The sequence below is a fragment of the Lelliottia wanjuensis genome (assembly GCF_030238365.1).
GTDB lineage: Bacteria > Pseudomonadota > Gammaproteobacteria > Enterobacterales > Enterobacteriaceae > Enterobacter > Enterobacter wanjuensis.
Window position 1 is genome coordinate 16,881 of record NZ_JASSOT010000054.1, and the last position, 23,165, is coordinate 40,045.

At 57.1% G+C, this 23,165-nt stretch carries 19 protein-coding genes and 3 tRNA genes; 13 read left to right on the forward strand and 9 right to left on the reverse strand.

Annotation, left to right across the window (positions count from 1 at the left end; genetic code table 11):
- Positions 1-52: 52 nt before the first annotated feature.
- The 5 genes from ampC to frdA are packed head-to-tail and all read right to left on the reverse strand — an operon-like array spanning position 53 to position 4,548.
- Positions 53-1,195 carry a CMY2/MIR/ACT/EC family class C beta-lactamase gene (gene ampC / locus QQF33_RS07605; RefSeq protein ID WP_285157635.1) on the reverse strand — a complete coding sequence of 381 codons (1,143 nt, stop codon included), beginning with the start codon at positions 1,193-1,195 and terminating at the stop codon, positions 53-55.
- A gap of 59 nt (positions 1,196-1,254) precedes the next feature.
- Positions 1,255-1,614, reverse strand: a complete 360-nt coding sequence (frdD, locus tag QQF33_RS07610; protein ID WP_095280465.1) for a fumarate reductase subunit FrdD — start codon at positions 1,612-1,614, stop codon at positions 1,255-1,257.
- 10 nt (positions 1,615-1,624) lie between these two features.
- Entirely contained in the window at positions 1,625-2,020 is a 396-nt protein-coding gene (frdC, locus tag QQF33_RS07615; protein WP_100777909.1) for a fumarate reductase subunit FrdC, read from the reverse strand.
- 10 nt (positions 2,021-2,030) lie between these two features.
- Positions 2,031-2,765 (reverse strand): succinate dehydrogenase/fumarate reductase iron-sulfur subunit, encoded by a 735-nt coding sequence (locus QQF33_RS07620; protein ID WP_095280467.1) that lies wholly within the window; start codon positions 2,763-2,765, stop codon positions 2,031-2,033.
- A complete protein-coding gene (gene frdA, locus QQF33_RS07625; protein ID WP_282491514.1) occupies positions 2,758-4,548 on the reverse strand; it encodes a fumarate reductase (quinol) flavoprotein subunit in 1,791 nt (596 codons plus the stop codon). The genes QQF33_RS07620 and frdA overlap by 8 nt, the downstream gene beginning before the upstream one ends.
- A gap of 309 nt (positions 4,549-4,857) precedes the next feature.
- Here frdA and epmA point away from each other — a divergent pair, with 309 nt between their 5' ends.
- Positions 4,858-5,835, forward strand: a complete 978-nt coding sequence (epmA, locus tag QQF33_RS07630) for an elongation factor P--(R)-beta-lysine ligase (protein ID WP_285157636.1) — start codon at positions 4,858-4,860, stop codon at positions 5,833-5,835.
- A gap of 112 nt (positions 5,836-5,947) precedes the next feature.
- Here the strand turns inward: epmA and mscM are convergent, their stop codons facing one another.
- The 3 genes from mscM to rsgA form a co-directional block, all read right to left on the reverse strand.
- Positions 5,948-9,259: a miniconductance mechanosensitive channel MscM gene (mscM, locus tag QQF33_RS07635; RefSeq protein WP_285150329.1), complete on the reverse strand. Its 3,312-nt coding sequence runs from the start codon at positions 9,257-9,259 to the stop codon at positions 5,948-5,950.
- Positions 9,260-9,276: 17 nt separating this feature from the next.
- Positions 9,277-10,245 (reverse strand): archaetidylserine decarboxylase, encoded by a 969-nt coding sequence (gene asd / locus QQF33_RS07640; RefSeq protein ID WP_285150330.1) that lies wholly within the window; start codon positions 10,243-10,245, stop codon positions 9,277-9,279.
- Positions 10,246-10,342: 97 nt separating this feature from the next.
- On the reverse strand, positions 10,343-11,395 hold the full coding sequence (gene rsgA, locus QQF33_RS07645) for a small ribosomal subunit biogenesis GTPase RsgA (RefSeq protein WP_282491509.1): 1,053 nt from the start codon (positions 11,393-11,395) through the stop codon (positions 10,343-10,345).
- A 107-nt stretch (positions 11,396-11,502) separates the two neighbouring features.
- Here rsgA and orn point away from each other — a divergent pair, with 107 nt between their 5' ends.
- The 4 genes from orn to QQF33_RS07665 all read left to right on the forward strand — a co-directional run bounded on the left by orn (position 11,503) and on the right by QQF33_RS07665 (position 12,546).
- Positions 11,503-12,048, forward strand: coding sequence for an oligoribonuclease (gene orn, locus QQF33_RS07650; protein ID WP_285145714.1), 546 nt, complete (start codon positions 11,503-11,505; stop codon positions 12,046-12,048).
- A 188-nt stretch (positions 12,049-12,236) separates the two neighbouring features.
- Positions 12,237-12,312 (forward strand) — tRNA-Gly (locus QQF33_RS07655).
- A gap of 46 nt (positions 12,313-12,358) precedes the next feature.
- Positions 12,359-12,434, forward strand: a tRNA-Gly gene (locus tag QQF33_RS07660).
- 36 nt (positions 12,435-12,470) lie between these two features.
- A tRNA-Gly gene (locus QQF33_RS07665) sits at positions 12,471-12,546 on the forward strand.
- A gap of 270 nt (positions 12,547-12,816) precedes the next feature.
- Here the strand turns inward: QQF33_RS07665 and queG are convergent.
- On the reverse strand, positions 12,817-13,956 hold the full coding sequence (queG, locus tag QQF33_RS07670; RefSeq protein WP_285157637.1) for a tRNA epoxyqueuosine(34) reductase QueG: 1,140 nt from the start codon (positions 13,954-13,956) through the stop codon (positions 12,817-12,819).
- On the opposite strand from queG, the gene nnr reads away from it, so the two are divergent.
- The 8 genes from nnr (at position 13,955) to hflK (ending at position 23,164) form a co-directional block, all read left to right on the forward strand.
- Positions 13,955-15,481, forward strand: a complete 1,527-nt coding sequence (gene nnr / locus QQF33_RS07675; protein ID WP_285157638.1) for a bifunctional ADP-dependent NAD(P)H-hydrate dehydratase/NAD(P)H-hydrate epimerase — start codon at positions 13,955-13,957, stop codon at positions 15,479-15,481. The two genes, queG and nnr, sit on opposite strands and share 2 nt — an antisense overlap.
- Positions 15,474-15,935: a tRNA (adenosine(37)-N6)-threonylcarbamoyltransferase complex ATPase subunit type 1 TsaE gene (gene tsaE / locus QQF33_RS07680; RefSeq protein ID WP_282493304.1), complete on the forward strand. Its 462-nt coding sequence runs from the start codon at positions 15,474-15,476 to the stop codon at positions 15,933-15,935. The genes nnr and tsaE overlap by 8 nt, the downstream gene beginning before the upstream one ends.
- Before the next feature lie 16 nt (positions 15,936-15,951).
- Complete coding sequence (amiB, locus tag QQF33_RS07685) at positions 15,952-17,295, forward strand: N-acetylmuramoyl-L-alanine amidase AmiB (protein WP_285157639.1); 1,344 nt, start codon at positions 15,952-15,954, stop codon at positions 17,293-17,295.
- Between the two features lie 9 nt (positions 17,296-17,304).
- On the forward strand, positions 17,305-19,146 hold the full coding sequence (gene mutL / locus QQF33_RS07690; RefSeq protein WP_285145718.1) for a DNA mismatch repair endonuclease MutL: 1,842 nt from the start codon (positions 17,305-17,307) through the stop codon (positions 19,144-19,146).
- Entirely contained in the window at positions 19,139-20,089 is a 951-nt protein-coding gene (gene miaA / locus QQF33_RS07695) for a tRNA (adenosine(37)-N6)-dimethylallyltransferase MiaA (RefSeq protein WP_282493307.1), read from the forward strand. Before mutL ends, miaA begins: the two co-directional genes overlap by 8 nt.
- 85 nt (positions 20,090-20,174) lie before the next feature.
- Positions 20,175-20,486 carry an RNA chaperone Hfq gene (gene hfq / locus QQF33_RS07700; protein WP_006810391.1) on the forward strand — a complete coding sequence of 104 codons (312 nt, stop codon included), beginning with the start codon at positions 20,175-20,177 and terminating at the stop codon, positions 20,484-20,486.
- Positions 20,487-20,560: 74 nt separating this feature from the next.
- Positions 20,561-21,841, forward strand: coding sequence for a ribosome rescue GTPase HflX (gene hflX / locus QQF33_RS07705; protein WP_100777896.1), 1,281 nt, complete (start codon positions 20,561-20,563; stop codon positions 21,839-21,841).
- A 60-nt stretch (positions 21,842-21,901) separates the two neighbouring features.
- The gene (gene hflK, locus QQF33_RS07710) at positions 21,902-23,164 is read left to right on the forward strand and encodes an FtsH protease activity modulator HflK (RefSeq protein ID WP_282493308.1); all 1,263 of its coding nucleotides are present in this window, start codon (positions 21,902-21,904) and stop codon (positions 23,162-23,164) included.
- Position 23,165: the final 1 nt, after the last annotated feature.

Consider the following 23,165-nt stretch of genomic DNA (forward strand, 5'->3'; position numbering starts at 1 on the left):
GCTGTTTTTTTGTTAAGTGTAGATGACAGCAAGGAAAATGCGGGACAAAAGGTTACTGGAGCGCGTCCAGAATTTGATACGCGGCCGCTACACGAGCCGGGTTGGGATAGCTCTTATTCGCCAGCATCACGATGCCGAGATTCTTTTCCGGAATAAAAGCGACGTAGCTGCCAAATCCGCCGGTGGATCCGGTTTTATGCACCCACGAGGCTTTCACGGCAGGGGCGGGTGGATTGATTGCCACTGCGGTTGTCGGGGCGAGCGCGATTTTATTATCGCTGCCGTCGACCACGGTTTTGGCTTTCACCGGCCAGTTCAGCATTTCCCAGCCTAAGCCCTGATACATCTCGCCGATGCGCCAGTAGCGCGACTGCGCCAGCGCAATGCCCTGCTGTAGCTTTTCGTCTTTTACGGCTGACGAGTTGATGTTGGCCTGTACCCAGCTCGCCATATCTTCGATGGTGGTTTTAACGCCGTAAGCTTCGGCATCCAGCATCCCCGGCGAAACGTGAACGGCTTTGCCGTCGCGATAGCCCCAGGCGTAGTTTTTCTCTTCCGCAGCCGGAACGTTCAGCCAGGTGTGATTCAGTTTCAGCGGCTGGAGTACGCGCGTGGTCATCGCCTGTTCAAAGCTCATGCCCGACGGCTTAACGGCGAGTGCGCCAAACAGCCCAATGCTGGCGTTCGCGTAAAGACGTTTTTCGCCCGGAGCCCACTGCGGCTGCCAGTGTTGATAGAAGTTGAGCAGGGCCGCCTGGTCGGTGACTTCATCAGGCACCTGCAGGGGCAAACCACCCGCCGTGTACGTCGCCAGATGCAGCAGGTTAATGTGCTGCCACTGTTTGCCCGTCAGTTCAGGCCAGTATTGAGTGACGGGATCGCTAAGATGGATTTCGCCGCGTGCGATAATGTCACCGCCCAGTACGCCGGTGAAGGTTTTACTCAGGGAGCCCAGTTCGAACAGCGTTTGCTGAGTGACGGGTTTGTTTCCGTCGATATCGGCTTTACCCCAGGTGAAATAGTGAGGTTTGCCCTGATAAATGACCGCCACGGCCATACCGGGGATAGCCTGTTCCTGCATGAGCGGGGCGATGGTGCGGTTAACGATGTCGGCGAGCTGTTTATCTGTCACCGGTGCCGCCAGCGCTGAGAATGACGCGCTGAGCAGCAAGGCGCAGCAAAGTGATTTTTTCATCTGAGCATCTTCCATAAAAAAGCCCGCCGGAAGGGCGGGCCGGATGAAGACGCACAATATCAAATTGTGACGATAGCAACCAGGGTCACAACCGTCAGAATGGTCGCCAGACCGTAGAACACCCATTTGCCGTTTGGCACGTGGATTTTCAGATCATGCATGGCGTGGTGGATGCGGTGCAGCCCCAGCCAGAGTGGCAGAACAATCATCAGGAAGATAAACACGCGGCCAATGAAGCTGCTGGCGAACGCCAGCACGCGGTCATAGCCCAGCGCATCGCCCGGGAACAGCCCCAGCGGCAGCAGAATCGCGACCAGCAGGATAATGACCGGTGCGACGATGGCGCTCCACATGCCGCCTGCGCCGAACAAGCCCCAGAATACCGGCTCGTCAGAACGTTTTGGGTTGGGATTAATCACTCAGGCCTCCTTACCAGAACAGTGCCACAAACAGAACAACCACAGTCACAACTGCAGTCACCGCCCAAAGCCCTTTAATCACAGGCTCCGGCCCCATTTTCTCGCCCTTCACGATAATGTTCGCGGCCTTCGGTGCCAGCTCAAACCAGGTTTTGGTATGCAGCAGCGCGGCGGCGAGCACGATCAGGTTCAGGATCACCACGATCGGGTTTTGCAGGAAGCCCACAAAACTGGCCCAGGTTTCCGGGCCGTGCTTCAATGCGAAAAGACCGTACATCAGCTCAAGGCTGAACCACACCGCTGGAACCGCCGTGCCTTCACGCAGCATATAGAAGCGATAAAACGGCAGTTTCTTCCACCAGGTGGCCGGCATTGGCCGCACGTAGGCTTTGCGTTTAGTCGTCATCATGCACTCCTTAGCGTGGTTTCAGGGTAGCGATAAGAAAGTCTTTCGAGCTTTCCACTTTACCCTGCTGAATAGCGGCGGCCGGGTCGACATGCTTCGGACACACTTCCGAGCAATAACCCACGAAAGTACAACTCCACACGCCGTTCTGGCTGTTGAGCTGCGCCATACGTTCTTTCTTCCCGTGATCGCGGCTGTCTTCGTTGTAGCGATGCGCCAGCGTAATGGCCGCCGGGCCGATAAACTCCGGGTTCAGGCCAAACTGTGGGCACGCGGCATAGCACAGACCGCAGTTGATGCAGCCGGAGAACTGATGGTATTTCGCCATCTGCGCCGGGGTCTGGGTGTTTGGACCCTGATCTGGCGTGCGCGGGTTGCCGATGATGTACGGCTTAATCGCTTCCAGACTTTCGATAAAGTGGGTCATATCGACCACCAGATCGCGCTCAATCGGGAAGTTACCCAGCGCCTCGACCTTCATGCCTTTGGTGTACTCGCGCAGGAAGGTTTTACAGGCCAGCTTCGGCACTTTGTTGACCATCATGCCGCAGGAGCCGCAGATAGCCATGCGGCAGGACCAGCGATAGCTCAGGTCCGGCGCCAGGTTATCTTTGATGTACCCGAGCGCATCCAGCAGCGAGGTTTGCTCATCAAAAGGCACATCGTAGAAAGCGCTGTGCGGTGCGGCGTCCACTTCCGGGTTGTAGCGCACCACTTCAATTTTCAACGTCTGCATCTCAGCCATTCGCCTTCTCCTTCTTATCGGCGGCTTCCGCTTCTGCCCCATAAACACGTTTTGCTGGTGGCAGCGTGGTGATCTTCACGTCGCTGTAGTCCAGACGGGTGGTGCCGTCTGCGTCGCGGTAAGCGAGGGTATGCTTGAGGAAATTCACGTCGTCGCGTTCGGTACAGCCTTCGTCCAGACGCTGATGCGCGCCGCGTGACTCTTTACGTGCCAGAGCGGAGTGCGCCATACATTCGGCAACGTTCAGACCGTGACCCAGCTCAATGGTGTAGAGCAGGTCGGTGTTGAACACGCTGGAAGTATCGGTAATGCGCACACGCTTGAAGCGCTCCTGCAGCTCCGCCAGCTTATCGACGGTTTTCTGCATCAGCTCCGGCGTACGGTAGATCCCGCAGCCTTCTTCCATGGAGAGACCCATTTCGTCGCGGATTTTCGACCAGTTTTCCGTGCCTTCCTGGTTCACCAGCGCTTTCAGGCGTTTTTCGACATCCACCACCTGCGCGTCGAGCGCGGCGCTGTTGGCTTCACCAGCCGTTGCAGCGCGCTCCATCGCGCGTTCACCCGCCATGCGGCCAAACACCACCAGCTCCGCCAGCGAGTTGGAGCCGAGACGGTTTGCCCCGTGCAGACCGACGGAAGAGCACTCCCCGACGGCAAACAGCCCTTTAATGCGGGTTTCACACTGCTGATCGGTTTCGATGCCGCCCATGGTGTAGTGCGCGGTTGGACGCACCGGAATCGGCTCTTTCACCGGATCGACGCCAACGTAGGCTTTCGCCAGTTCGCAGATGAACGGCAGACGTTCCAGCAATTTCTTCTCGCCCAGATGACGCAGGTCGAGATAGACCACATCGCCGCGCGGGGTAGAAATTGTGTTGCCTTTGCGCCACTCGTGCCAGAACGCCTGGGAGACTTTGTCGCGCGGGCCGAGTTCCATATATTTGTTTTTCGGCTCGCCGAGCGGGGTTTCCGGGCCCATGCCGTAATCCTGCAGATAACGGTAGCCATCTTTGTTGACGAGAATACCGCCTTCACCACGGCAGCCTTCCGTCATCAGAATGCCGGAGCCCGGCAGGCCGGTTGGGTGATACTGCACGAACTCCATGTCGCGCAGCGGAATGCCGTGATTGAGCGCCATGCCCATGCCATCGCCGGTGACGATCCCGCCGTTGGTGTTGTAGCGATACACGCGGCCTGCGCCGCCCGTCGCCATCACCACCGCATTGGCGCGGATCTGCATCAGCGTGCCTTCCATCATGTTCATCGCCACCAGGCCACGCGCATGGCCGTCGTCGACCAGAATGTCGAGGACGAAGTGTTCGTCAAAGCGTTGAATTTGCGGGAACTGAAGGGAGGTCTGGAACAGGGTGTGAAGCATATGGAAGCCAGTTTTATCGGCGGCAAACCAGGTGCGTTCGATCTTCATCCCGCCGAATCGGCGCACGTTGACGCTACCATCCGGGCGGCGACTCCACGGGCAGCCCCACTGCTCCAACTGGGTCATTTCCGTCGGGCAATGGTGGACAAAGTAGTCAACGACATCCTGTTCGCAAAGCCAGTCGCCCCCGGCAACCGTGTCGTGGAAATGGTATTCGAAGCTGTCATGATCCTGCGCAACGGCGGCGGACCCTCCTTCTGCGGCAACCGTGTGGCTGCGCATCGGATAGACTTTTGAAATCAGTGCGATTTTAGCGGTTGGATTCGCTTGGGCTGCAGCAATCGCAGCCCGTAATCCTGCGCCGCCAGCACCTATAACGACAAGATCGGCTTGAAAAGTTTGCACGACATTCCTCCAGATTTTTGTTTTTCCGCAACGTGAAGACCTAACAGGTTTCACTTGCCTCAGGGGCGGTTGCGAACGCGTTTCCACTGCTCCTTTATGGGTAAAACAGTATAACCGTATGGATGTGGGGGAAATTTGACGCGTTCGATTTTTTTGCTGTTAAGTCCGGCGATTTATCACTGCGTTTGATGAATTGCGTCACGGAATTTTTCAGATTGCTGAATCGAGAAAATTTACTGTGCAAAATTTGTCTCTCTGTGCGCTAACGAGTAGACTTCGTGCCCTTGTCTGAATCCGGAGAAAATTCCCATGAGCGAAACGGCCACCTGGCAGCCGAGCGCAACCATCCCTAACCTGTTAAAACGTGCAGCAATTATGGCAGAAATCCGCCGTTTCTTTGCTGACCGTGGTGTACTTGAGGTGGAAACGCCGTGCATGAGTCAGGCGACGGTGACCGATATTCATCTGGTCCCGTTTGAAACCCGTTTTGTCGGCCCAGGCCACTCTCAGGGGATGAATCTGTACCTGATGACCAGCCCGGAGTATCACATGAAGCGCCTGCTGGCGGCGGGCTGCGGCCCGGTGTATCAGCTTTGCCGCAGTTTCCGCAATGAAGAGATGGGGCGTCACCACAACCCGGAATTCACCATGCTGGAGTGGTATCGCCCGCACTACGACATGTACCGCCTGATGAACGAGGTGGACGATCTGCTGCAACAGGTGCTGGAGTGCGCCGGAGCCGAAACGCTCTCATACCAGCAGGCTTTCCAGCGTCATCTGGAAATCGACCCGCTGTCGGCGGACAAAACCCTGCTGCGTGAAGTGGCGGCGAAGCTAGATCTGAGCAATGTTGCGGATACCGAAGAAGATCGCGATACCCTGCTGCAGCTGCTGTTCACCTTTGGCGTTGAGCCGCAGATTGGTAAAGACCGCCCGACCTTTGTCTACCACTTCCCGGCGAGCCAGGCGTCTCTGGCGCAGATCAGCACCGAAGACCATCGCGTCGCCGAGCGCTTTGAGGTGTATTACAAAGGTATTGAGCTGGCGAATGGTTTCCACGAACTGACCGATGCCCGCGAACAGCAGCAGCGTTTCGAGCAGGACAACCGCAAGCGTACTGCGCGCGGCCTGCCGCAGCAGCCGATTGATATCAACCTGCTGGAAGCGTTAAAAGCCGGTCTGCCGGACTGCTCCGGCGTGGCGCTGGGCGTGGATCGTCTGGTGATGCTGGCGCTCGGCGCCGAGCAGCTTGGGGATGTGATTGCGTTTACGGTGGATCGGGCTTAGGTAAAAGCAAAAATCCTCTCTCAGAGAGGATTTTTTAGTGTGTTCTCCCTCTCCCTGTGGGAGAGGGTTGGGGTGAGGGCATCAGGCCGCACTGAATTAGTTCGCACTTACCTTACAAACTCCCCGCCGGCCGTTTCCTCGCCGCTGACGTCAACGTTCTTCCCGTTTTACGCCCGTCCAGTGTTTCCAGACGCATCTGGAACGGCGGGAATGGCATATCAATCCCGTGCTCGCGGAACCCGGCCAGAATCAGCTGGTGGATCTCATGGCGCAGCGGCATACGGTGTCCCATCTCGGCGGCGTAGATACGCAATTCGAAAATCTGAATCCCCTGCTGCAAATCGACCAGGAACACTTCCGGTGCCGGGTTGTCGATCACCAGCGAGCAGCGCTCGGCGGCGGTATAGAGAATTTGCGTCACCTCTTCGCTGTTAGCATCGGACGGCGCCGGAACGGTCAGGACCACACGCGTCACGGAGTCGGACAGCGACCAGTTGATAAACTGCTCGGTGATGAACGCCTTGTTCGGCACGATGATCTCTTTGCGGTCCCAGTCGCTGATGGTGGTTGCACGCGTGTTGATCTTGGTGATGCTTCCGGTCAGATCGCGGATCGTGACCGTATCGCCGATGCGGATCGGTTTTTCGAACAGAATGATCAGGCCCGAAATGAAGTTGGCGAAGATCTCCTGCAAACCAAAGCCCAGACCCACACCGAGTGCCGCGACCAGCCACTGGAGCTTGGACCACTCAATCCCAATCATCGAGAAGCCGACCAGCCCGCCAAACAGCAGGATCAGGTACTTGGTGATGGTGGTGATGGCGTATCCCGTGCCGGGAGTGAGATCCAGGTGCTGTAACAGCGCCAGCTCCAGCAGAGCAGGGAAGTTACGCACCAGTTGGGTGGTAATGATCAGCACCAGAATCGCGATTAACACCGCACCCAGGGTAATCGGTTCCAGGCTCTCGACGCCCTGTACCGTGGACGTCGCGTCCCACAGGGAGATGTTTTCAAGGAAGCCAAACGCCGAGTGAATCTCCGACCACAGCACGATCACCGACAGCAGCGCGATCAGCATCAGAATGGATCGCACCAGTCGCAGGGACTGGGTACTGATGGCATCCAGATCCAGTTCGACCTCATCCACTTCCGTCGTCCCTTCGGTGCTGCTGGTGCTGTGCGGATCGTCTTCGCCACGCGCGCGCTGGGCGAGGATCTCGGCGCGACGGTGTTTGGCGCGGTCAAACGCCAGTCGGCGGCGCTGAATCAGCATCCAGCGGCGGATAACGTGATACACCACCAACAGCAGAAACCAGATCGCCACCGAGGTTTCGAGACGCGCGAGCAGGGCCTGGGCGGTCGCCAGATACCCGACTGCGGCGGCCAGAATCGCGACCAGCGGCGCGCTGAGGAGCAGGTTCCACAGCATGCGGTTTACCATGTTTTCGCCGCTGCCGCTTTTGTCGACATACAGCGGAATACCGGCGCGTTTCAGGCTCAGGGTTACCATCGCCAGCGCGCCGCAGATCAGCATAAAGCACAGCCGTCCGAGGGAGCCGGAAAACTCACGGTCGTTGAGATTATCGAACATGATCAGCGCCATGATCAGCGGCACGATCAGTCCGATGCTCATCAGGTAATAGCGCATCGCCCGCGTTACGCGCTGGCGCGGCCAGGCGAAGTGGGCGATGAACAACCCGTTCGGGCGCGCAAAGGTGGCGCAAATCATGACCACCCACAGCAGCGGCACCGTAGCCGTCACGCCATCGCCAATTGCCACCGCGAGTGGATACGGCCAGGCTTCACGCAGGCCATAGCCCAGCGTCATCCACAGCACCGGCAGCGGAGATGCCACCAGAATCGACCAGAATACGGTGCGCAGCGTGAGCCAGAAGTGGTCCTGCGTCACCTTCCCGACGCGTGCGCTGGAACGTTCCAGGAAACGGGTGAAGTGCCTGCGCGAGTAAATGCTAAAACCAACCAGAATCAACGCCCCGAGCAGCGGGAAAATCGTCTCTTTGCTGGTCAGGATCATCACGCCCGCTTTGCCCACCTGGCCAAAGGTATCCAGTGAGATCAGGCGATGCAGATCCTGCACAATGTCGATCGGCCAGGAGATGCTCATTGGCCGCACGTCAGAGGTCCAGAACAGATAGCGGTGGGTGGCTTCGTTCACCTCTTTCAGCGCATCTTCCAGCTGACTATTGGACACTTTCAGCTTGGTCAGTTCCAGAATCAGCGTATCGCCGCCCTGCAGCAGAGAGTTCAGCAGCTCGCGCTGGGTGCGTAGCTGAGCTTCGAGAATACGGTTCTCTTCGCTGGTCAACGGCTCGCCATCTGCCTGATGCTGCTGACGGACCTGCGACTGCTTGTTGAGAAGGTCTTCGTAGCGCAGGCGCTGGACGCGCAGCTGCGCCATTTCGGTGTCGAGCTGTTGCGGCTTAGGCATCTCCGGCAGACGCGCCACCTGAGCGCGTAAGGCTTCGCCCAGAAGATTCGACGAGCCCAGCCACTGGGACTGCTCGCGCAAGGTGTTCAGAGCCTGACGCACCTGCAAGGTCTGATTGGTCGCCTGACGCTGCTGCGAGGCGACCAGATCCATACGCTGGGCCTGCTGGTTCAGCGCGGCGGACAACTCGCGGTTGATCTTGAACTGAGCCACGATCCCGGCCGGGAGGTGCTCGCTGTTTTCCGCCAGCAGTTCGGTGCTCTCTAGCGCACGCTCGGCCTCGCGCTGACGCTGACTGTTGAGCTGATTGCGCAGGGCCTGCAGATAGGTATCGAGCTGCTGTCCCTGTTTCTGCGCCAGTTCGGATCGCATACGCGCCAGTTCCTGACGGTTGTTAGCGGAGAGCTGGGCCAGCTCAAGCTCATCGACCTGGGCTTTGAGTTTGGCGGATTCGGCCTGCAGGCTGAGATTTTGCGGATTGTTGCCGGGCTGCGTGCCGATGCGGCGCTCAACTTCACTGAGCTGGCGGCGGGCATCGGTTTGCTGTTGCGGCAGCTGGCTGAGAGAGTCCGCGATTTCACGCGCGCGCTCTTGCTCCTGCTGCGCCTGACGGCTCTTCTCCAGCAGCTGACTGCTGACCTGCAGGATTTCCTGATTCAGGGCGTCGGTGCTCATGCCCGAGGGAACGTCGCGCGGCTCGTCGCGCATGTTGTTCAGCTGCGAGCGGAGCGTCTGGGAGAGTTTGGGGAAGTTGTCGATAACCTGCTGATATTGCTCTGCACGCTCGAGGGAACCTTTGCGTTCCTCAAGCGCGTTCAGCGCGGCCTGGAGCTGCTCAACGGCTTCCGGCTGGGCGGGTTTTGCCGCCTTCGCCTGCTCCAGTTCCTGGGATATCTGTTTGGCATCAGGGGCTGTCGCTGCGTACGCCCCTGTACTGAGGCACCAGGCCATCAGAAAAATGATAATCGGGCGCACTTCAGTAACCCCTTTGGTTAGCCTTGGTCTTTCTTATCGTCAACCAGCGGGCTGGCGTCGTGTTCAGCCTGGATCTCTTCGGCTGGCAGCGGTGCTGGCTCAGCGTCTGGCGTCACGAAGGTTTCGGTAGATATGGCCAGCGGCTGACCGATTTTCGTCACGGACAGGCTGGAAAGCGTTTCAACCAGATCCACTTTACCCGGTGCGAACAGGTTGATCACCGTGGAACCCAGTTTAAAGCGGCCCATCTCCTGACCTTTCAGCAGGGCAACGGAGCCTTCGCTTTCGCCAGCCGGCCAGGTCCAGCGTTTGATGACGCCTTCGCGCGGCGGGGTGATGGTGCCAGCCCATACGGTTTCGATGCTGCCTACAATGGTAGCACCGACCAGAATCTGCGCCATTGGGCCAAATTCAGTATCAAACAGGCAGATGACGCGCTCGTTACGGGCGAACAGGTTCGGGACGTTTTGCGCCGTCAGATGGTTCACGGAGAACAGATCGCCCGGCACGTAGATCATCTCACGCAGGATACCGTTGCACGGCATGTGAACGCGGTGATAGTCGCGCGGCGACAGGTAGGTGGTGACAAACGAACCGTTGCGGAACAGATCCGCCATCAGGTAGTTACCCGCCAGCAGGGCTTCCACGCTGTAGTCGTGGCCTTTGGCCTGCAGGATTTTGTCTTCTTCGATTTTACCGAGCTGGCTAATCACGCCGTCAGCAGGCATCACCAGTACGTTAGGATCGGTATTCAGCGGGCGAACGTCATCGCGCAGTGGGCGGACGAAGAAATCGTTAAAGGTGCGATAGCTGGCGGTGTCCGGCTTCTGCGCCTCTTTCATGTCGACCTTGTAGTATTTAACGAACAGATCGATAACCAGCTTGGTCAGCCAGCCCGCTCGTTTGCTCGCGCCCCAGCCCGCCAGGCGGGTGAGCCATAGTTTAGGCAGAATGTATTGAAGCGAAAGTTTAAATGAGTTTAACAAGGTAGCCTCCAGGCCATTGTTTTGTCGTTCCTGATCCGGCTTCACAGAGCCGGAACCTGAAAAAAGGGGACGATTTTAGCGACGCTTAGCTTAGTTGTCAGTTATCAGAATCAGAAAAGTTTTTACGCGTTTTTACCTGATCCATGCTTTCGAGGATGCGGTGATAGTTGTAGAAACGGGTTTCGGCAATTTTCCCGTTTTCCACCGCTTCACGAATGGCGCAGCCAGGGTCGTTGTCGTGTTTACAGTCGCGGTATTTGCAAGCGCCTAAATATTCATGGAATTCGACAAATCCATTGAAGATTTGTTCCGGCTCAAGGTGCCAGAGACCAAATTCACGCACCCCTGGGGAGTCAATGACGTCGCCGCCGTGCGGGAAGTGGTACAGGCGCGAGGCCGTAGTGGTGTGCTGGCCAAGCCCTGAGTTGTCCGACACATCGTTGGTCAGGATCTCTTCCTGCAGCCCCAGCAGATTATTTAACAGGCTGGATTTACCCACGCCAGACTGGCCAGCGAAAATGCTGATGCGGTCGGTGAGCGCCTCTTCCAGCGGTTTCAGGCCATCTTTTTTGTGGCTGGAGACCATCAGCACGCGATAGCCAATCGCCCGGTAGATGTCCATCTGCTCGTTCACAAACGCCATGCCGTCTTCATCCAGCAGGTCGATTTTGTTCAGGACGATCAGTGGCTCGACCTCCAGCGTTTCGCAGGCGACGAGATAGCGGTCGATAATGTTGAGCGAAAGCTCGGGTAAGATCGCCGAGACAATCACGATCTGATTGATATTCGCGGCGATCGGTTTGACGCCGTCGTAGAAGTCGGGGCGTGTCAGAACGGAAGTGCGCTCGTGAACCGCTTCGACGATCCCTTTTACGTTGACACCCTCGGACGCCGCTTTGCCCGGACGCCATACCACGCGATCACCGGTGACCAGTGAACGGATGGTGCGACGAATGTTGCAGCGGTGAACGCTACCGTCGGCGGCTTCCACATCGGCATGCATGCCGAAACGGCTGATGACCATGCCTTCGGTCGTTTCGCCAAACAGGTTGTCGTCATAATCGGGTTTCTCCGAAGTGGTCTTAAGACGGCGCTGATGGTTGGCACTCACACGGCGCTGTTGCCCTTTGGAGAGTTTATTTTTACTCAATCGTGCTGACTCCTGGTCGCCCGTATCGGGCAAAACCTCTATGATACACACTAATTAATACTAGTTAACCTGCTACAGCCGGTTATGCGAGAAGGGTGGAAAATAACATGAGCGCAGACGAAAACAACCTGATTTGGATCGATCTTGAAATGACCGGGCTGGATCCCGAGCGCGATCGCATCATTGAGATCGCCACGCTGGTGACCGATGCCAACCTGAACATTCTGGCGGAAGGACCGACGATTGCCGTGCATCAGTCTGACGAACAGCTGGCGCTGATGGATGACTGGAACGTGCGTACCCATACCGGCAGCGGGCTGGTGGAGCGCGTGAAAGCCAGCACCCAGGGCGATCGCGAGGCCGAGCTGGCGACGATCGCGTTCCTGAAACAGTGGGTGCCTGAGGGGAAATCGCCGATCTGCGGTAACAGTATCGGCCAGGACCGCCGCTTCCTGTTCAAGTATATGCCGGAGCTGGAAGCCTATTTCCACTACCGTTATCTGGACGTGAGCACGCTGAAAGAGCTGGCGCGTCGCTGGAAACCAGAAATTCTGGATGGCTTTAAGAAACAGGGCACCCATCAGGCGATGGACGATATTCGTGAGTCGGTGGCGGAACTGGCGTATTACCGCGAAAACTTTATTAAGTTGTAAGTTTGCAGCCCGGCGCGCTTGCGTAGCCGGGTTTTTGCCGTTAAATTGTGCAGCTTGCCGATTAATTAGTCACTTGAACAAGATTTCTAAAAAATCGCTTTCAGGGGGGTTGCAGCTAAAAGGATTTCTCGTATAATGCGCCTCCCGTAACGACAGAGAATTACACGTTACGACAGCGTCAAATTTTTGCGGGAATAGCTCAGTTGGTAGAGCACGACCTTGCCAAGGTCGGGGTCGCGAGTTCGAGTCTCGTTTCCCGCTCCAAAATTTGAAAGTATCGCAAGATACGCGCAGCACCAGGACCACCCAAGCGGGAATAGCTCAGTTGGTAGAGCACGACCTTGCCAAGGTCGGGGTCGCGAGTTCGAGTCTCGTTTCCCGCTCCAAAATTTGAAAAGTGTCGTCAGACACGCACCACCCAAGCGGGAATAGCTCAGTTGGTAGAGCACGACCTTGCCAAGGTCGGGGTCGCGAGTTCGAGTCTCGTTTCCCGCTCCAAATTCTTCTTCATACCCAGTTTATCCACAGCGAAGTCTTTCGTTGGGGACATTTTCTATTGCTTCTGACAAACTCTTGTAAACAGAGTTATCCACAGATCCTGCTATTATTCCTGAACCGCCAAAACCTTCGCACGGTGAACGGTATATCCGTAACTTATTGAATTTAATATATAAAATTTGATTTCAAAATGTTATTGAGATCACTTGACCTGTCTGCAAAGCCTGATGGTGCCTGACTTCGTGATTTTATTCACAGGCTGTGAATAGTTCAGGCGTCGCGCGGAAGCCCTTTTTCGACCACCCGAACCAGACGCTGTTTCTTCGGCAATTGCACCTCAACGACACAGGCGTTTCGCTTCTCGATTTGCTGCGCAATCGCCCACTCTATGTGTTCGTCGAGAAGTGGGTGCTCACCTCGGCGCACTTCGAGCGCCTGAATATTGGCTTCGTCCCAGGGGGCATTTCCCAGGGCCACGGCAATGTTTCGCAGCCAGCGCAAATGTCCGATACGACGGATCGCCGAACCTTCGGTAATTCTCAAAAACTTAGTTTCATCCCAGGCAAACAGCTCCGTCAGTTTCGGGGCGTGTAAGGCTTTGCGCGGGCTGAAATCGTCTTCGTCCGTGAGCTGCGAATAGCGATTCCACGGGCAGATGAGCTGGCAATCGTCACAGCCGTAAATCCGGTTGCCAATCAGCGGGCGGAACTCTTCCGGGATCGGCCCTTCGAGCTCAATCGTGAGATACGAGATACAGCGGCGTGCATCCACGGTGTAAGGCTCGACAATCGCCCCTGTCGGGCAGATGGTCATGCAGGCCACGCAGCGCCCACAGCCCTCTTCAACCGGGCCGTCGACCGGCAGCGGCAAATCAATCAGCAATTCACCGAGAAAAAAGAACGAACCTGCATCACGGCTTAAGATAAGTGAGTGCTTACCTGTCCATCCAAGTCCGGCTTTTTCGGCAATGGGGCGCTCAAGGATAGGCGCGGAGTCGACAAAGGGTCTAAAATTCAGCGAGCCACAGTGCTGCTGAATAGTTTCCCCGAGTTTTTTTAAGCGGTTACGCAGAAGCTTATGATAATCACGCCCGAGGGCATAACGGCTGACGTAACCCAATGACGGATCTTTCAGCGTGCGGGCAAACGCCGCGTTGGCGGGAAGGTAGTTCATGCGAACGCTAATGACGCGCAGCGTCCCCGGCAAAAGCTCGTGGGGCCGGGCGCGCATCATGCCGTGACGCGCCATCCACTCCATTTCGCCGTGGTATTGTTTGTCCAGCCAGGCCTGCAGTTTTGGCTCGCTCGCGGAAAGGTCCGTATCGGTGATACCGACTTTCTGAAAGCCAAGCTCAGCGCCCCACTCTTTAATGTTTTGCGCTAACTGATTGAGATCGAGGGGCTGTGACATGACGGACCATACAGTGAAGAAAATCCCCGCAAGTATACCACATTCCATCTGGCCTGCGGACGCCCTGCGTCGCGCCGAAAAAGAGGCCGCTGACAGCCTCGGCATTACCCTCTACGAACTGATGTGTCGCGCAGGCGATGCGGCGTTTAGCGTCGCGCGTGAGGCCTATCCGCGCGCCACGCATTGGTTGATTCTCTGCGGCCATGGCAACAACGGCGGCGACGGGTATGTCGTCGCTCGTCTGGCAGCAGCCGCTGGCATAAACGTGACCCTGCTGGCGCTGGAGAGCGACAAACCCTTGCCGGAAGAGGCGAGCGAGGCCCGTGACGCCTGGCTGAACGCCGGGGGCATGATCCACGCGGCGGATATCGTCTGGCCGGAGGGAGTTGACCTTATTGTGGATGGCCTGCTCGGTACTGGCCTCAAACAGGCTCCCCGCGACAAGGTGGCAATACTGATTGACCATGCGAACGCCCATCCCGCGCCGGTGATCGCGCTGGATATCCCATCGGGCCTGGTCGCGCAAACGGGGGCGACGCCGGGCGCGGTGATTCACGCTGCTGCCACAATAACCTTTATCGCCCTCAAACCCGGATTGCTGACCGGTAAAGCGCGCGATGTCGTGGGTAAACTTCACCATCATGCGTTAGGCCTGGATAGCTGGCTGGCAGGCCAGGAAACGGGTATCGCTCGTCTTGACGCCTCGCAGCTTGCCCGGTGGCTGCCGCCGCGCCGTCCGACGTCCCACAAAGGCGACCACGGGAAACTGGTGATTATCGGTGGCGATCACGGCACGGCAGGGGCGATTCGCATGACCGGAGAAGCCGCTCTGCGCGCGGGTGCGGGTCTTGTGCGAGTGCTCACTCGCATTGAGAATATCCCGCCAATCATCACCGCCCGGCCAGAGCTGATGGTCCATGAGCTGACGCCGCAATCCTTCGAAGAGAGCCTGGCGTGGGCGGACGTCGTGGCGATAGGGCCAGGGCTGGGTCAGCAGGAGTGGGGCAAAAAAGCGCTGCAGAAAGTCGAGAACTGCCGCAAACCCATGCTGTGGGACGCCGACGCGCTGAACCTTCTGGCAATCAATCCTGATAAACGTCACAATCGCATCCTGACGCCACACCCCGGCGAGGCCGCGCGGCTGCTTAACTGCAGCGTCGCAGAAATTGAAAGCGATCGCTTACTTTCTGCGCAGCGTCTGGTAAAACGTTATGGAGGTGTTGCGGTTCTGAAGGGGGCAGGCACGATTGTGGCCTGCGAATCTGGCGCGTTGGGCATTATCGACGCGGGCAATGCGGGAATGGCGAGTGGCGGAATGGGCGATGTGCTCTCCGGCATTATCAGCGCCTTGCTGGCACAGAAACTTACCCCTTATGATGCTGCCATTGCAGGCTGTGTGGCGCACGGCGCGGCAGCCGACAGGCTGGTTGCGCAGTACGGTACGCGCGGCATGCTGGCCACCGATCTTTTTGACACGCTGCGGCGTGTTGTTAACCCGGATGTGATTGACGTAGAAAATGACTAATCGAGTGATCGCTTTACCCGACGAGCAGGCAACTTTGGATCTTGGCAAACGCCTGGCGCAGGCCTGCGAAGGGGCAACCGTCATCTATTTGTACGGTGATTTGGGCGCGGGTAAAACCACCTTCAGCCGCGGCTTTTTGCAGGCGCTGGGCCATAAAGGGAATGTGAAAAGCCCGACCTATACCCTGGTTGAGCCTTACGAACTCGACAATTTGAGGGTGTATCACTTCGATCTCTACCGTCTTGCGGACCCAGAGGAGCTGGAATTTATGGGTATCCGTGACTATTTCGCCAACGATGCCATTTGCCTGGTGGAGTGGCCGCAACAAGGTGCGGGTGTGTTGCCTGACCCGGATGTCGAAATTCACTTAGATTACCAGGCGCAAGGGCGTGAGGCACGCATCAGTGCAGTTTCCTCATCAGGCTGTTCCTTGCTGGCTCGTTTAGCCAGCTGAATGAAGGGATAACGGGATGATTAATCGCGTTAAAGGTTGGCTGCTGGCCGCAACGGTGCTGCTGTGCGCGCAGGCCGGTGCGGCAAGTTTATCGGACATTCAGGTGTCCAACGGTGATTCGCAGGCGCGCATCACCTTCAGTTTCATGGGCGATCCCGATTACGCCTTTACCCAGGTCGATAAACGTAGCGTCGCGCTGGATATCAAACAGACCGGCGTGATTCAGGGCTTGCCGCTGCAGTTTAGCGGTAACAACCTGGTCAAAAGTATTCGCTCCGGCAATGCGCAAGATCCTCAGTCTTTGCGACTGGTGGTCGATCTGACGCAGAACGGCAAAACCCGCGCGGTGAAGCAGCAAAACGGCGCGAACTACACCGTGGTCTTTACCATTAACGCTGATGTCCCGCCGCCTCCACCTCCGCCGCCTGCACCTGTCGTGGCACAGCGCGTGGAGCAGCCGGTGGTTGCGCCGCGTCCTTCTGAACCAGCGCGAAATCCGTTCAAAGCGCAAAACGATCGCATCACCAGCGTCACCAGCAGCAATACCGTGACCCGCCCGGCGGCGCGTGCGCGGGCGGTGTCGTCCGATGACAAAGTGATTATTGCCATCGATGCCGGCCACGGTGGCCAGGATCCTGGCGCGATTGGGCCGGGTGGTACGCAGGAGAAAAGCGTCACTATCTCGATTGCCCGTAAGCTGCGTGCCCTGCTGAATGACGACCCGATGTTTAAAGGGGTGATGACCCGTGACGGCGACTACTTCATCTCGGTGATGGGCCGTTCCGACGTCGCGCGGAAACAGAACGCCAACTTCCTGGTGTCGATCCACGCAGATGCCGCGCCAAACCGTAGCGCGACCGGTGCGTCGGTATGGGTGCTGTCGAACCGCCGTGCGAATAGCGAAATGGCGAACTGGCTTGAAGAGCATGAGAAGCAGTCGGAACTGCTCGGCGGCGCGGGTGACGTGCTGGCGAACAGCCAGTCCGACCCCTATCTCAGCCAGGCGGTGCTGGATTTACAGTTCGGTCATTCTCAGCGCGTCGGGTATGATGTGGCGACGAATGTGATTAGCCAGCTTCAGCGCGTCGGTGCGATCCACAAGCGCCGCCCTGAGCACGCGAGTTTAGGCGTGTTACGCTCCCCGGATATCCCGTCGATCCTGGTCGAAACCGGCTTTATCACCAATAACAACGAAGAGCGTCTGCTGGGCAGCGACAGCTATCAGCAGCAGATTGCCGATGCGATTTATAATGGTCTGCGCAATTATTTTGCCGCGCATCCGCTGCAGTCAGCGCCGCAAGGGGGCGCGGGTCAAACCGCCAGCGCCGCTCTGCCTGGCGAGATGAGCGCGACCAACTAAGGAGAATTCATGCCGATTCAGGTTCTGCCGCCGCAGCTTGCGAACCAAATCGCCGCCGGCGAGGTGGTGGAGCGTCCTGCTTCGGTTGTGAAAGAGCTGGTGGAAAACAGCCTTGATGCGGGCGCAACCCGCATTGATATTGATATCGAACGCGGCGGCGCAAAGCTGATTCGTATTCGGGACAACGGCTGCGGCATCAAAAAAGACGAGCTGGCTTTAGCGCTGGCTCGTCACGCCACCAGTAAAATTACCTCTCTCGACGATCTGGAAGCGATCATCAGCCTCGGTTTTCGCGGCGAAGCGCTGGCCAGTATCAGCTCCGTTTCTCGTCTGACGCTCACCTCTCGCACTGCCGAACAGCAGGAAGCCTGGCAGGCCTATGCGGAAGGGCGTGACATGGACGTGACCGTCAAACCTGCCGCCCATCCCGTGGGCACCACGCTGGAAGTGCTGGATCTGTTCTACAACACCCCGGCGCGACGCAAGTTTATGCGCACTGAAAAAACCGAGTTCGGCCATATCGACGAGATCATTCGCCGTATCGCGCTGGCGCGTTTCGATGTGACGATCAATCTGAGCCATAACGGCAAAGTAATGCGTCAGTATCGTGCGGTGGCGGAAGGGGGTCAGAAAGAGCGTCGCTTAGGCGCGATCTGCGGAACCGGGTTCCTGGAACAGGCGCTGGCGATCGAGTGGCAGCACGGCGATCTGGCGATGCGCGGCTGGGTGGCCGATCCGAAAGCCATGAACGCCACGCTGGCGGAGATCCAGTACTGCTACGTTAACGGCCGCATGATGCGCGATCGGCTGATCAACCATGCGATCCGTCAGGCCTGTGAAGACAAGCTCGGCGCGGATCAGCAGCCTGCTTTTGTTCTCTATCTGGAAATCGATCCGCACCAGGTAGACGTTAACGTCCATCCGGCCAAGCATGAAGTGCGTTTCCATCAGTCGCGACTGGTCCACGATTTTATCTATCAGGGCGTGCTGAGCGTGTTACAGCAGCAGGCTGAACCTTCGCTGCCGCTGGTGGAAGAGACGGTTGCGCCACGCCCGATCCCGGAAAACCGCGTGGCGGCGGGGCGTAACCAGTTTGCCGAACCGGCTGTCGCGCGTGAGCCTGAGACGCCGCGCTATTCATCTGGCGGTCAGGCACCACGTCCGAGCGGGGCGAACTATCCCCACGCGCCGGGTTATCAAAAACAGCAGGGTGCGCTCTACAGCAAATTGCTGGATACTCCGGCCGTGGAGCGTAAAGAGCCTGTGGCGCCATCGGCCCCGGCGCTGGAAGGGCACAGCCAGAGTTTTGGCCGGGTGCTGACGATCGTTGCCCCGGATATGGCGCTGCTTGAGCGCGACGGGAAGCTGGCGCTGCTGGCGCTACCGGTTGCGGAACGCTGGCTGAAACAGGCACAGCTGACGCCAGGCGCAAACGCGGCCTGCGCCCAGCCGCTGTTGATTCCGGTGCGGCTCAAAATTTCCGCGGACGAAAGCAGCGTATTAACGCGCGTTGAGTCCCTGTTGGCGGAAATGGGCATACAATTTGTGTTAGAGGCCCATCATGTGACGATTCGCGCGGTGCCTTTACCCTTACGCCAACAAAATTTACAAAACTTGATTCCTGAACTGATAGGCTACCTGGCGCAGCAAACGACCGTTGATGCCACCAATACCGCCCAGTGGATTGCCCGCCATTTAGCGAGCGACCACCATCCGTGGAGTATGGCGCAAGCCATTACTGTATTGGCAGAAGTTGAACGTCTTTGCCCTCATTTGGTCAAAGCACCGCCGGGTGGTTTATTACAACGTGTTGATTTAGATTCGGCGATGAATGCCCTGAAAAATGAGTGATGTGAGTAAGGCGAGCCTGCCAAAGGCGATATTTTTAATGGGCCCAACGGCCTCGGGCAAAACCGCGTTAGCCATTGAGCTACGTAAAGTTTTGCCAGTAGAGTTGATTAGCGTCGATTCCGCCCTTATTTATCAAGGGATGGATATCGGCACGGCGAAGCCAGACGCAGACGAACTGCGCGCGGCACCGCACCGACTGCTGGACATTCTCGACCCGGCGCAGGCTTACTCCGCAGCGGATTTTCGCCGCGATGCGCTGGCGCAAATGGCCGAGATCACCGCAGCGGGCCGGATTCCGCTGTTAGTCGGCGGAACCATGCTCTACTTCAAGGCGCTGCTGGAGGGGTTATCACCCTTGCCATCCGCGAACCCTGAAGTGAGAGCCAGAATTGAGCAGCAGGCGGCAGAGCAGGGATGGGGCGCGTTGCACAAACAACTGGAAGAGGTTGATCCGGTTGCCGCAGCACGGATTCATCCAAATGATCCGCAAAGGCTTTCCCGGGCACTGGAAGTTTTTTTCATTTCGGGTAAAACTTTAACGGAACTGACGCAAACGTCAGGAGAAGCTCTGCCGTATCAGGTGCATCAGTTCGCCATCGCCCCGGCGAGCCGTGAACTGCTCCATCAGCGAATTGAGCAGCGTTTTCATCAGATGTTAGCTTCAGGTTTTGAAGCAGAAGTGCGGGCGCTTTTTGCTCGCGGAGATTTGCATACGGACATGCCTTCCATTCGTTGTGTCGGATACCGCCAGATGTGGTCTTACATTGAAGGCGAGATTTCATACGATGAAATGGTTTATCGAGGTGTTTGCGCCACCAGACAGTTAGCGAAACGCCAGATAACCTGGTTGCGCGGTTGGGACGGAATCCACTGGTTAGACAGTGAGAAGCCAGACCAGGCGTACAACGAAGTTTTACAGGTTGTGGGTGCTATCGCAGACTGAATGTGTACAATTAACTCGTATCGTGCGCAATTTTTCAGAATCGCAAGGTTCTAAGTACATAACAAGCATATAAGGAAAAGATAGAATGGCTAAGGGGCAATCTTTACAAGATCCGTTTCTGAACGCATTGCGTCGTGAACGTGTTCCAGTTTCTATTTATTTGGTGAATGGTATTAAGCTGCAAGGTCAGATTGAATCTTTCGATCAGTTCGTGATCCTGTTGAAAAACACGGTCAGCCAGATGGTTTATAAGCACGCTATCTCTACTGTTGTTCCGTCCCGTCCAGTATCTCATCACAGCAACAACGCTGGCGGCGGCACCGGTAGTAACTACCATCACGGCAGCAACGCACAGGGTTCTTCTGCACCTGCGCAGGACAGCGAAGAAACCGAATAAGGTAACGGGCTGTTTTTCCACACGGGGAGCCAGGTTTCTGCGTTCCCCGCTGATTTATTTTGAGGATAATACGCTTGTTTGACCGTTATGATGCCGGTGAGCATGCGGTACTGGTACACATCTATTTTACGCAAGACAAAGATATGGAAGACCTCCAGGAGTTTGAAGCTCTGGTCTCTTCCGCCGGTGTCGAAGCATTACAGGTGATTACCGGTAGCCGTAAAGCGCCGCACCCAAAGTTTTTTGTTGGTGAAGGTAAAGCAGTCGAAATTGCGGAAGCCGTAAAAGCAACCGGCGCGTCCGTCGTGCTGTTTGACCATGCGCTATCTCCGGCTCAAGAGCGTAACCTGGAAGCCCTGTGCGAATGTCGCGTTATCGACCGTACGGGACTGATTTTAGATATTTTTGCTCAGCGTGCACGTACCCACGAGGGGAAACTGCAGGTTGAGCTGGCGCAATTGCGCCATCTGGCCACGCGTCTTGTGCGCGGCTGGACCCACCTTGAAAGGCAAAAAGGCGGGATTGGTTTGCGCGGTCCGGGTGAAACCCAGCTCGAAACCGACCGTCGACTGCTGCGTGGTCGTATTACCCAGATCCTCTCACGTCTGGCGCGAGTCGAAAAACAGCGTGAGCAAGGACGTCGTTCGCGAACCAAAGCTGACATCCCGACGGTGTCGCTGGTGGGGTATACCAACGCCGGTAAATCCACCCTGTTTAACCAGATAACCGAGGCCAAGGTGTATGCCGCAGACCAGCTGTTTGCGACCCTTGACCCGACGCTGCGTCGCATCGACGTGGCGGATGTGGGTGAAACGGTGCTGGCGGATACCGTAGGGTTTATTCGCCATTTGCCGCACGATCTGGTGGCCGCGTTTAAAGCCACCTTGCAGGAGACGCGTCAGGCGACGCTGCTGCTGCATATCATCGACGCTGCGGATGTTCGCGTGCAGGAAAACATCGACGCGGTGAATACCGTGCTCGAAGAGATCGACGCGCACGAGATCCCGACGCTGCTGGTGATGAATAAAATCGATATGCTGGACGACTTCGAGCCACGTATCGACCGAGATGAAGAGAACAAACCGATTCGGGTCTGGCTTTCTGCCCAGACCGGTGTCGGTGTGCCACTACTTTTCCAGGCTTTGACAGAACGTCTTTCTGGTGAGGTGGCTCAGCACACGCTGCGTCTGCCGCCACAGGAAGGCAGGCTGCGCAGCCGGTTTTATCAGCTTCAGGCGATAGAAAAAGAGTGGATGGAGGATGACGGCAGCGTGGGGATGCAGGTGCGTATGCCGATCGTTGACTGGCGTCGCCTCTGTAAACAAGAACCTACGCTGGTGGACTACGTCGTCTGACCAGATAAAGGTGCACGAGCCTGAAAATTCGCCCTTGCATAACAAATATGGAGCATATACATGGCGTGGAATCAGCCCGGTAATAACGGACAAGACCGCGACCCGTGGGGAAGCAGCAATAATCAAGGCGGCAACTCTGGGGGAAATGGCAACAAAGGTGGTCGCGAGCAGGGGCCTCCTGATCTGGACGATATCTTTCGCAAGCTGAGCAAAAAGCTTGGTGGTTTCGGTACAGGTAAAGGCTCTGGCTCGGGTGGAAGTTCCACTCAGGGTCCGCGCCCGCACATGGGTGGCCGCGTAGTGAGCATCGTTGCTGCTGCCGTGGTCATCATTTGGGCTGCCAGCGGGTTCTACACCATTAAAGAAGCTGAACGCGGTGTGGTCACTCGTTTCGGTAAATTCAGCCATCTGGTTGAGCCGGGTCTGAACTGGAAGCCAACCTTCGTTGATAACGTGACCGCGGTAAACGTGGAATCGGTACGCGAACTGGCGGCGTCCGGCGTGATGCTGACCTCTGACGAGAACGTGGTGCGCGTTGAGATGAACGTGCAGTACCGCGTGACCGATCCGCAGCACTATCTGTTCAGCGTCACCAGCGCCGATGACAGTCTGCGTCAGGCCACCGACAGCGCCCTGCGTGGCGTGATCGGTAAATACACCATGGACCGTATTCTGACCGAAGGTCGTACCGTTATTCGTAGCGATACCCAGCGCGAGCTGGAAGAGACCATCCGTCCGTACAACATGGGTATCACCCTGCTGGACGTCAACTTCCAGGCTGCTCGTCCGCCGGAAGAGGTGAAAGCTGCCTTTGATGATGCCATTGCCGCACGTGAAAACGAACAGCAATACATCCGTGAAGCGGAAGCCTACACCAACGAAGTGCAGCCGCGTGCGAACGGTCAGGCGCAGCGTATCCTCGAAGAGGCGCGTGCGTATAAGACTCAGACCATCCTGGAAGCCCAGGGTGAAGTGGCTCGCTTTGCGAAGCTCCTGCCAGAATATAAAGCTGCTCCGGAAATTACCCGTGAGCGTCTGTATATTGAGACCATGGAGAAAGTGCTGAGCCACACCCGTAAAGTGCTGGTGAACGACAGCAAAGGCGGCAATCTGATGGTGCTGCCACTGGACCAGATGCTGAAAGGCGGTAGTGCGCCTGCGGCAAAACAGGATACCAGCGGAGCCAATAACCTGTTGCGTCTGCCTCCGGCAGCCAGCAGCAATTCCAGCGCCAATACCACGTCTTCTTCAAGCGATGGTGACATCATGGACCAACGCCGTGCCAACGCACAGCGTAACGACAGCCAGCGTCAGGGGGAATAAC

What these genes read in the sequence shown, in the direction of transcription:
- ampC (WP_285157635.1), bottom strand. Translation starts at nt 1,195, where the DNA reads ATGAAAAAATCACTTTGCTGCGCCTTGCTGCTCAGCGCGTCATTCTCA.
- frdC (WP_100777909.1), bottom strand. Translation starts at nt 2,020, where the DNA reads ATGACGACTAAACGCAAAGCCTACGTGCGGCCAATGCCGGCCACCTGG.
- QQF33_RS07620 (WP_095280467.1), bottom strand. Translation starts at nt 2,765, where the DNA reads ATGGCTGAGATGCAGACGTTGAAAATTGAAGTGGTGCGCTACAACCCG.
- epmA (WP_285157636.1), top strand. Translation starts at nt 4,858, where the DNA reads ATGAGCGAAACGGCCACCTGGCAGCCGAGCGCAACCATCCCTAACCTG.
- orn (WP_285145714.1), top strand. Translation starts at nt 11,503, where the DNA reads ATGAGCGCAGACGAAAACAACCTGATTTGGATCGATCTTGAAATGACC.
- nnr (WP_285157638.1), top strand. Translation starts at nt 13,955, where the DNA reads ATGACGGACCATACAGTGAAGAAAATCCCCGCAAGTATACCACATTCC.
- queG (WP_285157637.1), bottom strand. Translation starts at nt 13,956, where the DNA reads ATGTCACAGCCCCTCGATCTCAATCAGTTAGCGCAAAACATTAAAGAG.
- tsaE (WP_282493304.1), top strand. Translation starts at nt 15,474, where the DNA reads ATGACTAATCGAGTGATCGCTTTACCCGACGAGCAGGCAACTTTGGAT.
- amiB (WP_285157639.1), top strand. Translation starts at nt 15,952, where the DNA reads ATGATTAATCGCGTTAAAGGTTGGCTGCTGGCCGCAACGGTGCTGCTG.
- mutL (WP_285145718.1), top strand. Translation starts at nt 17,305, where the DNA reads ATGCCGATTCAGGTTCTGCCGCCGCAGCTTGCGAACCAAATCGCCGCC.
- miaA (WP_282493307.1), top strand. Translation starts at nt 19,139, where the DNA reads ATGAGTGATGTGAGTAAGGCGAGCCTGCCAAAGGCGATATTTTTAATG.
- hfq (WP_006810391.1), top strand. Translation starts at nt 20,175, where the DNA reads ATGGCTAAGGGGCAATCTTTACAAGATCCGTTTCTGAACGCATTGCGT.
- hflK (WP_282493308.1), top strand. Translation starts at nt 21,902, where the DNA reads ATGGCGTGGAATCAGCCCGGTAATAACGGACAAGACCGCGACCCGTGG.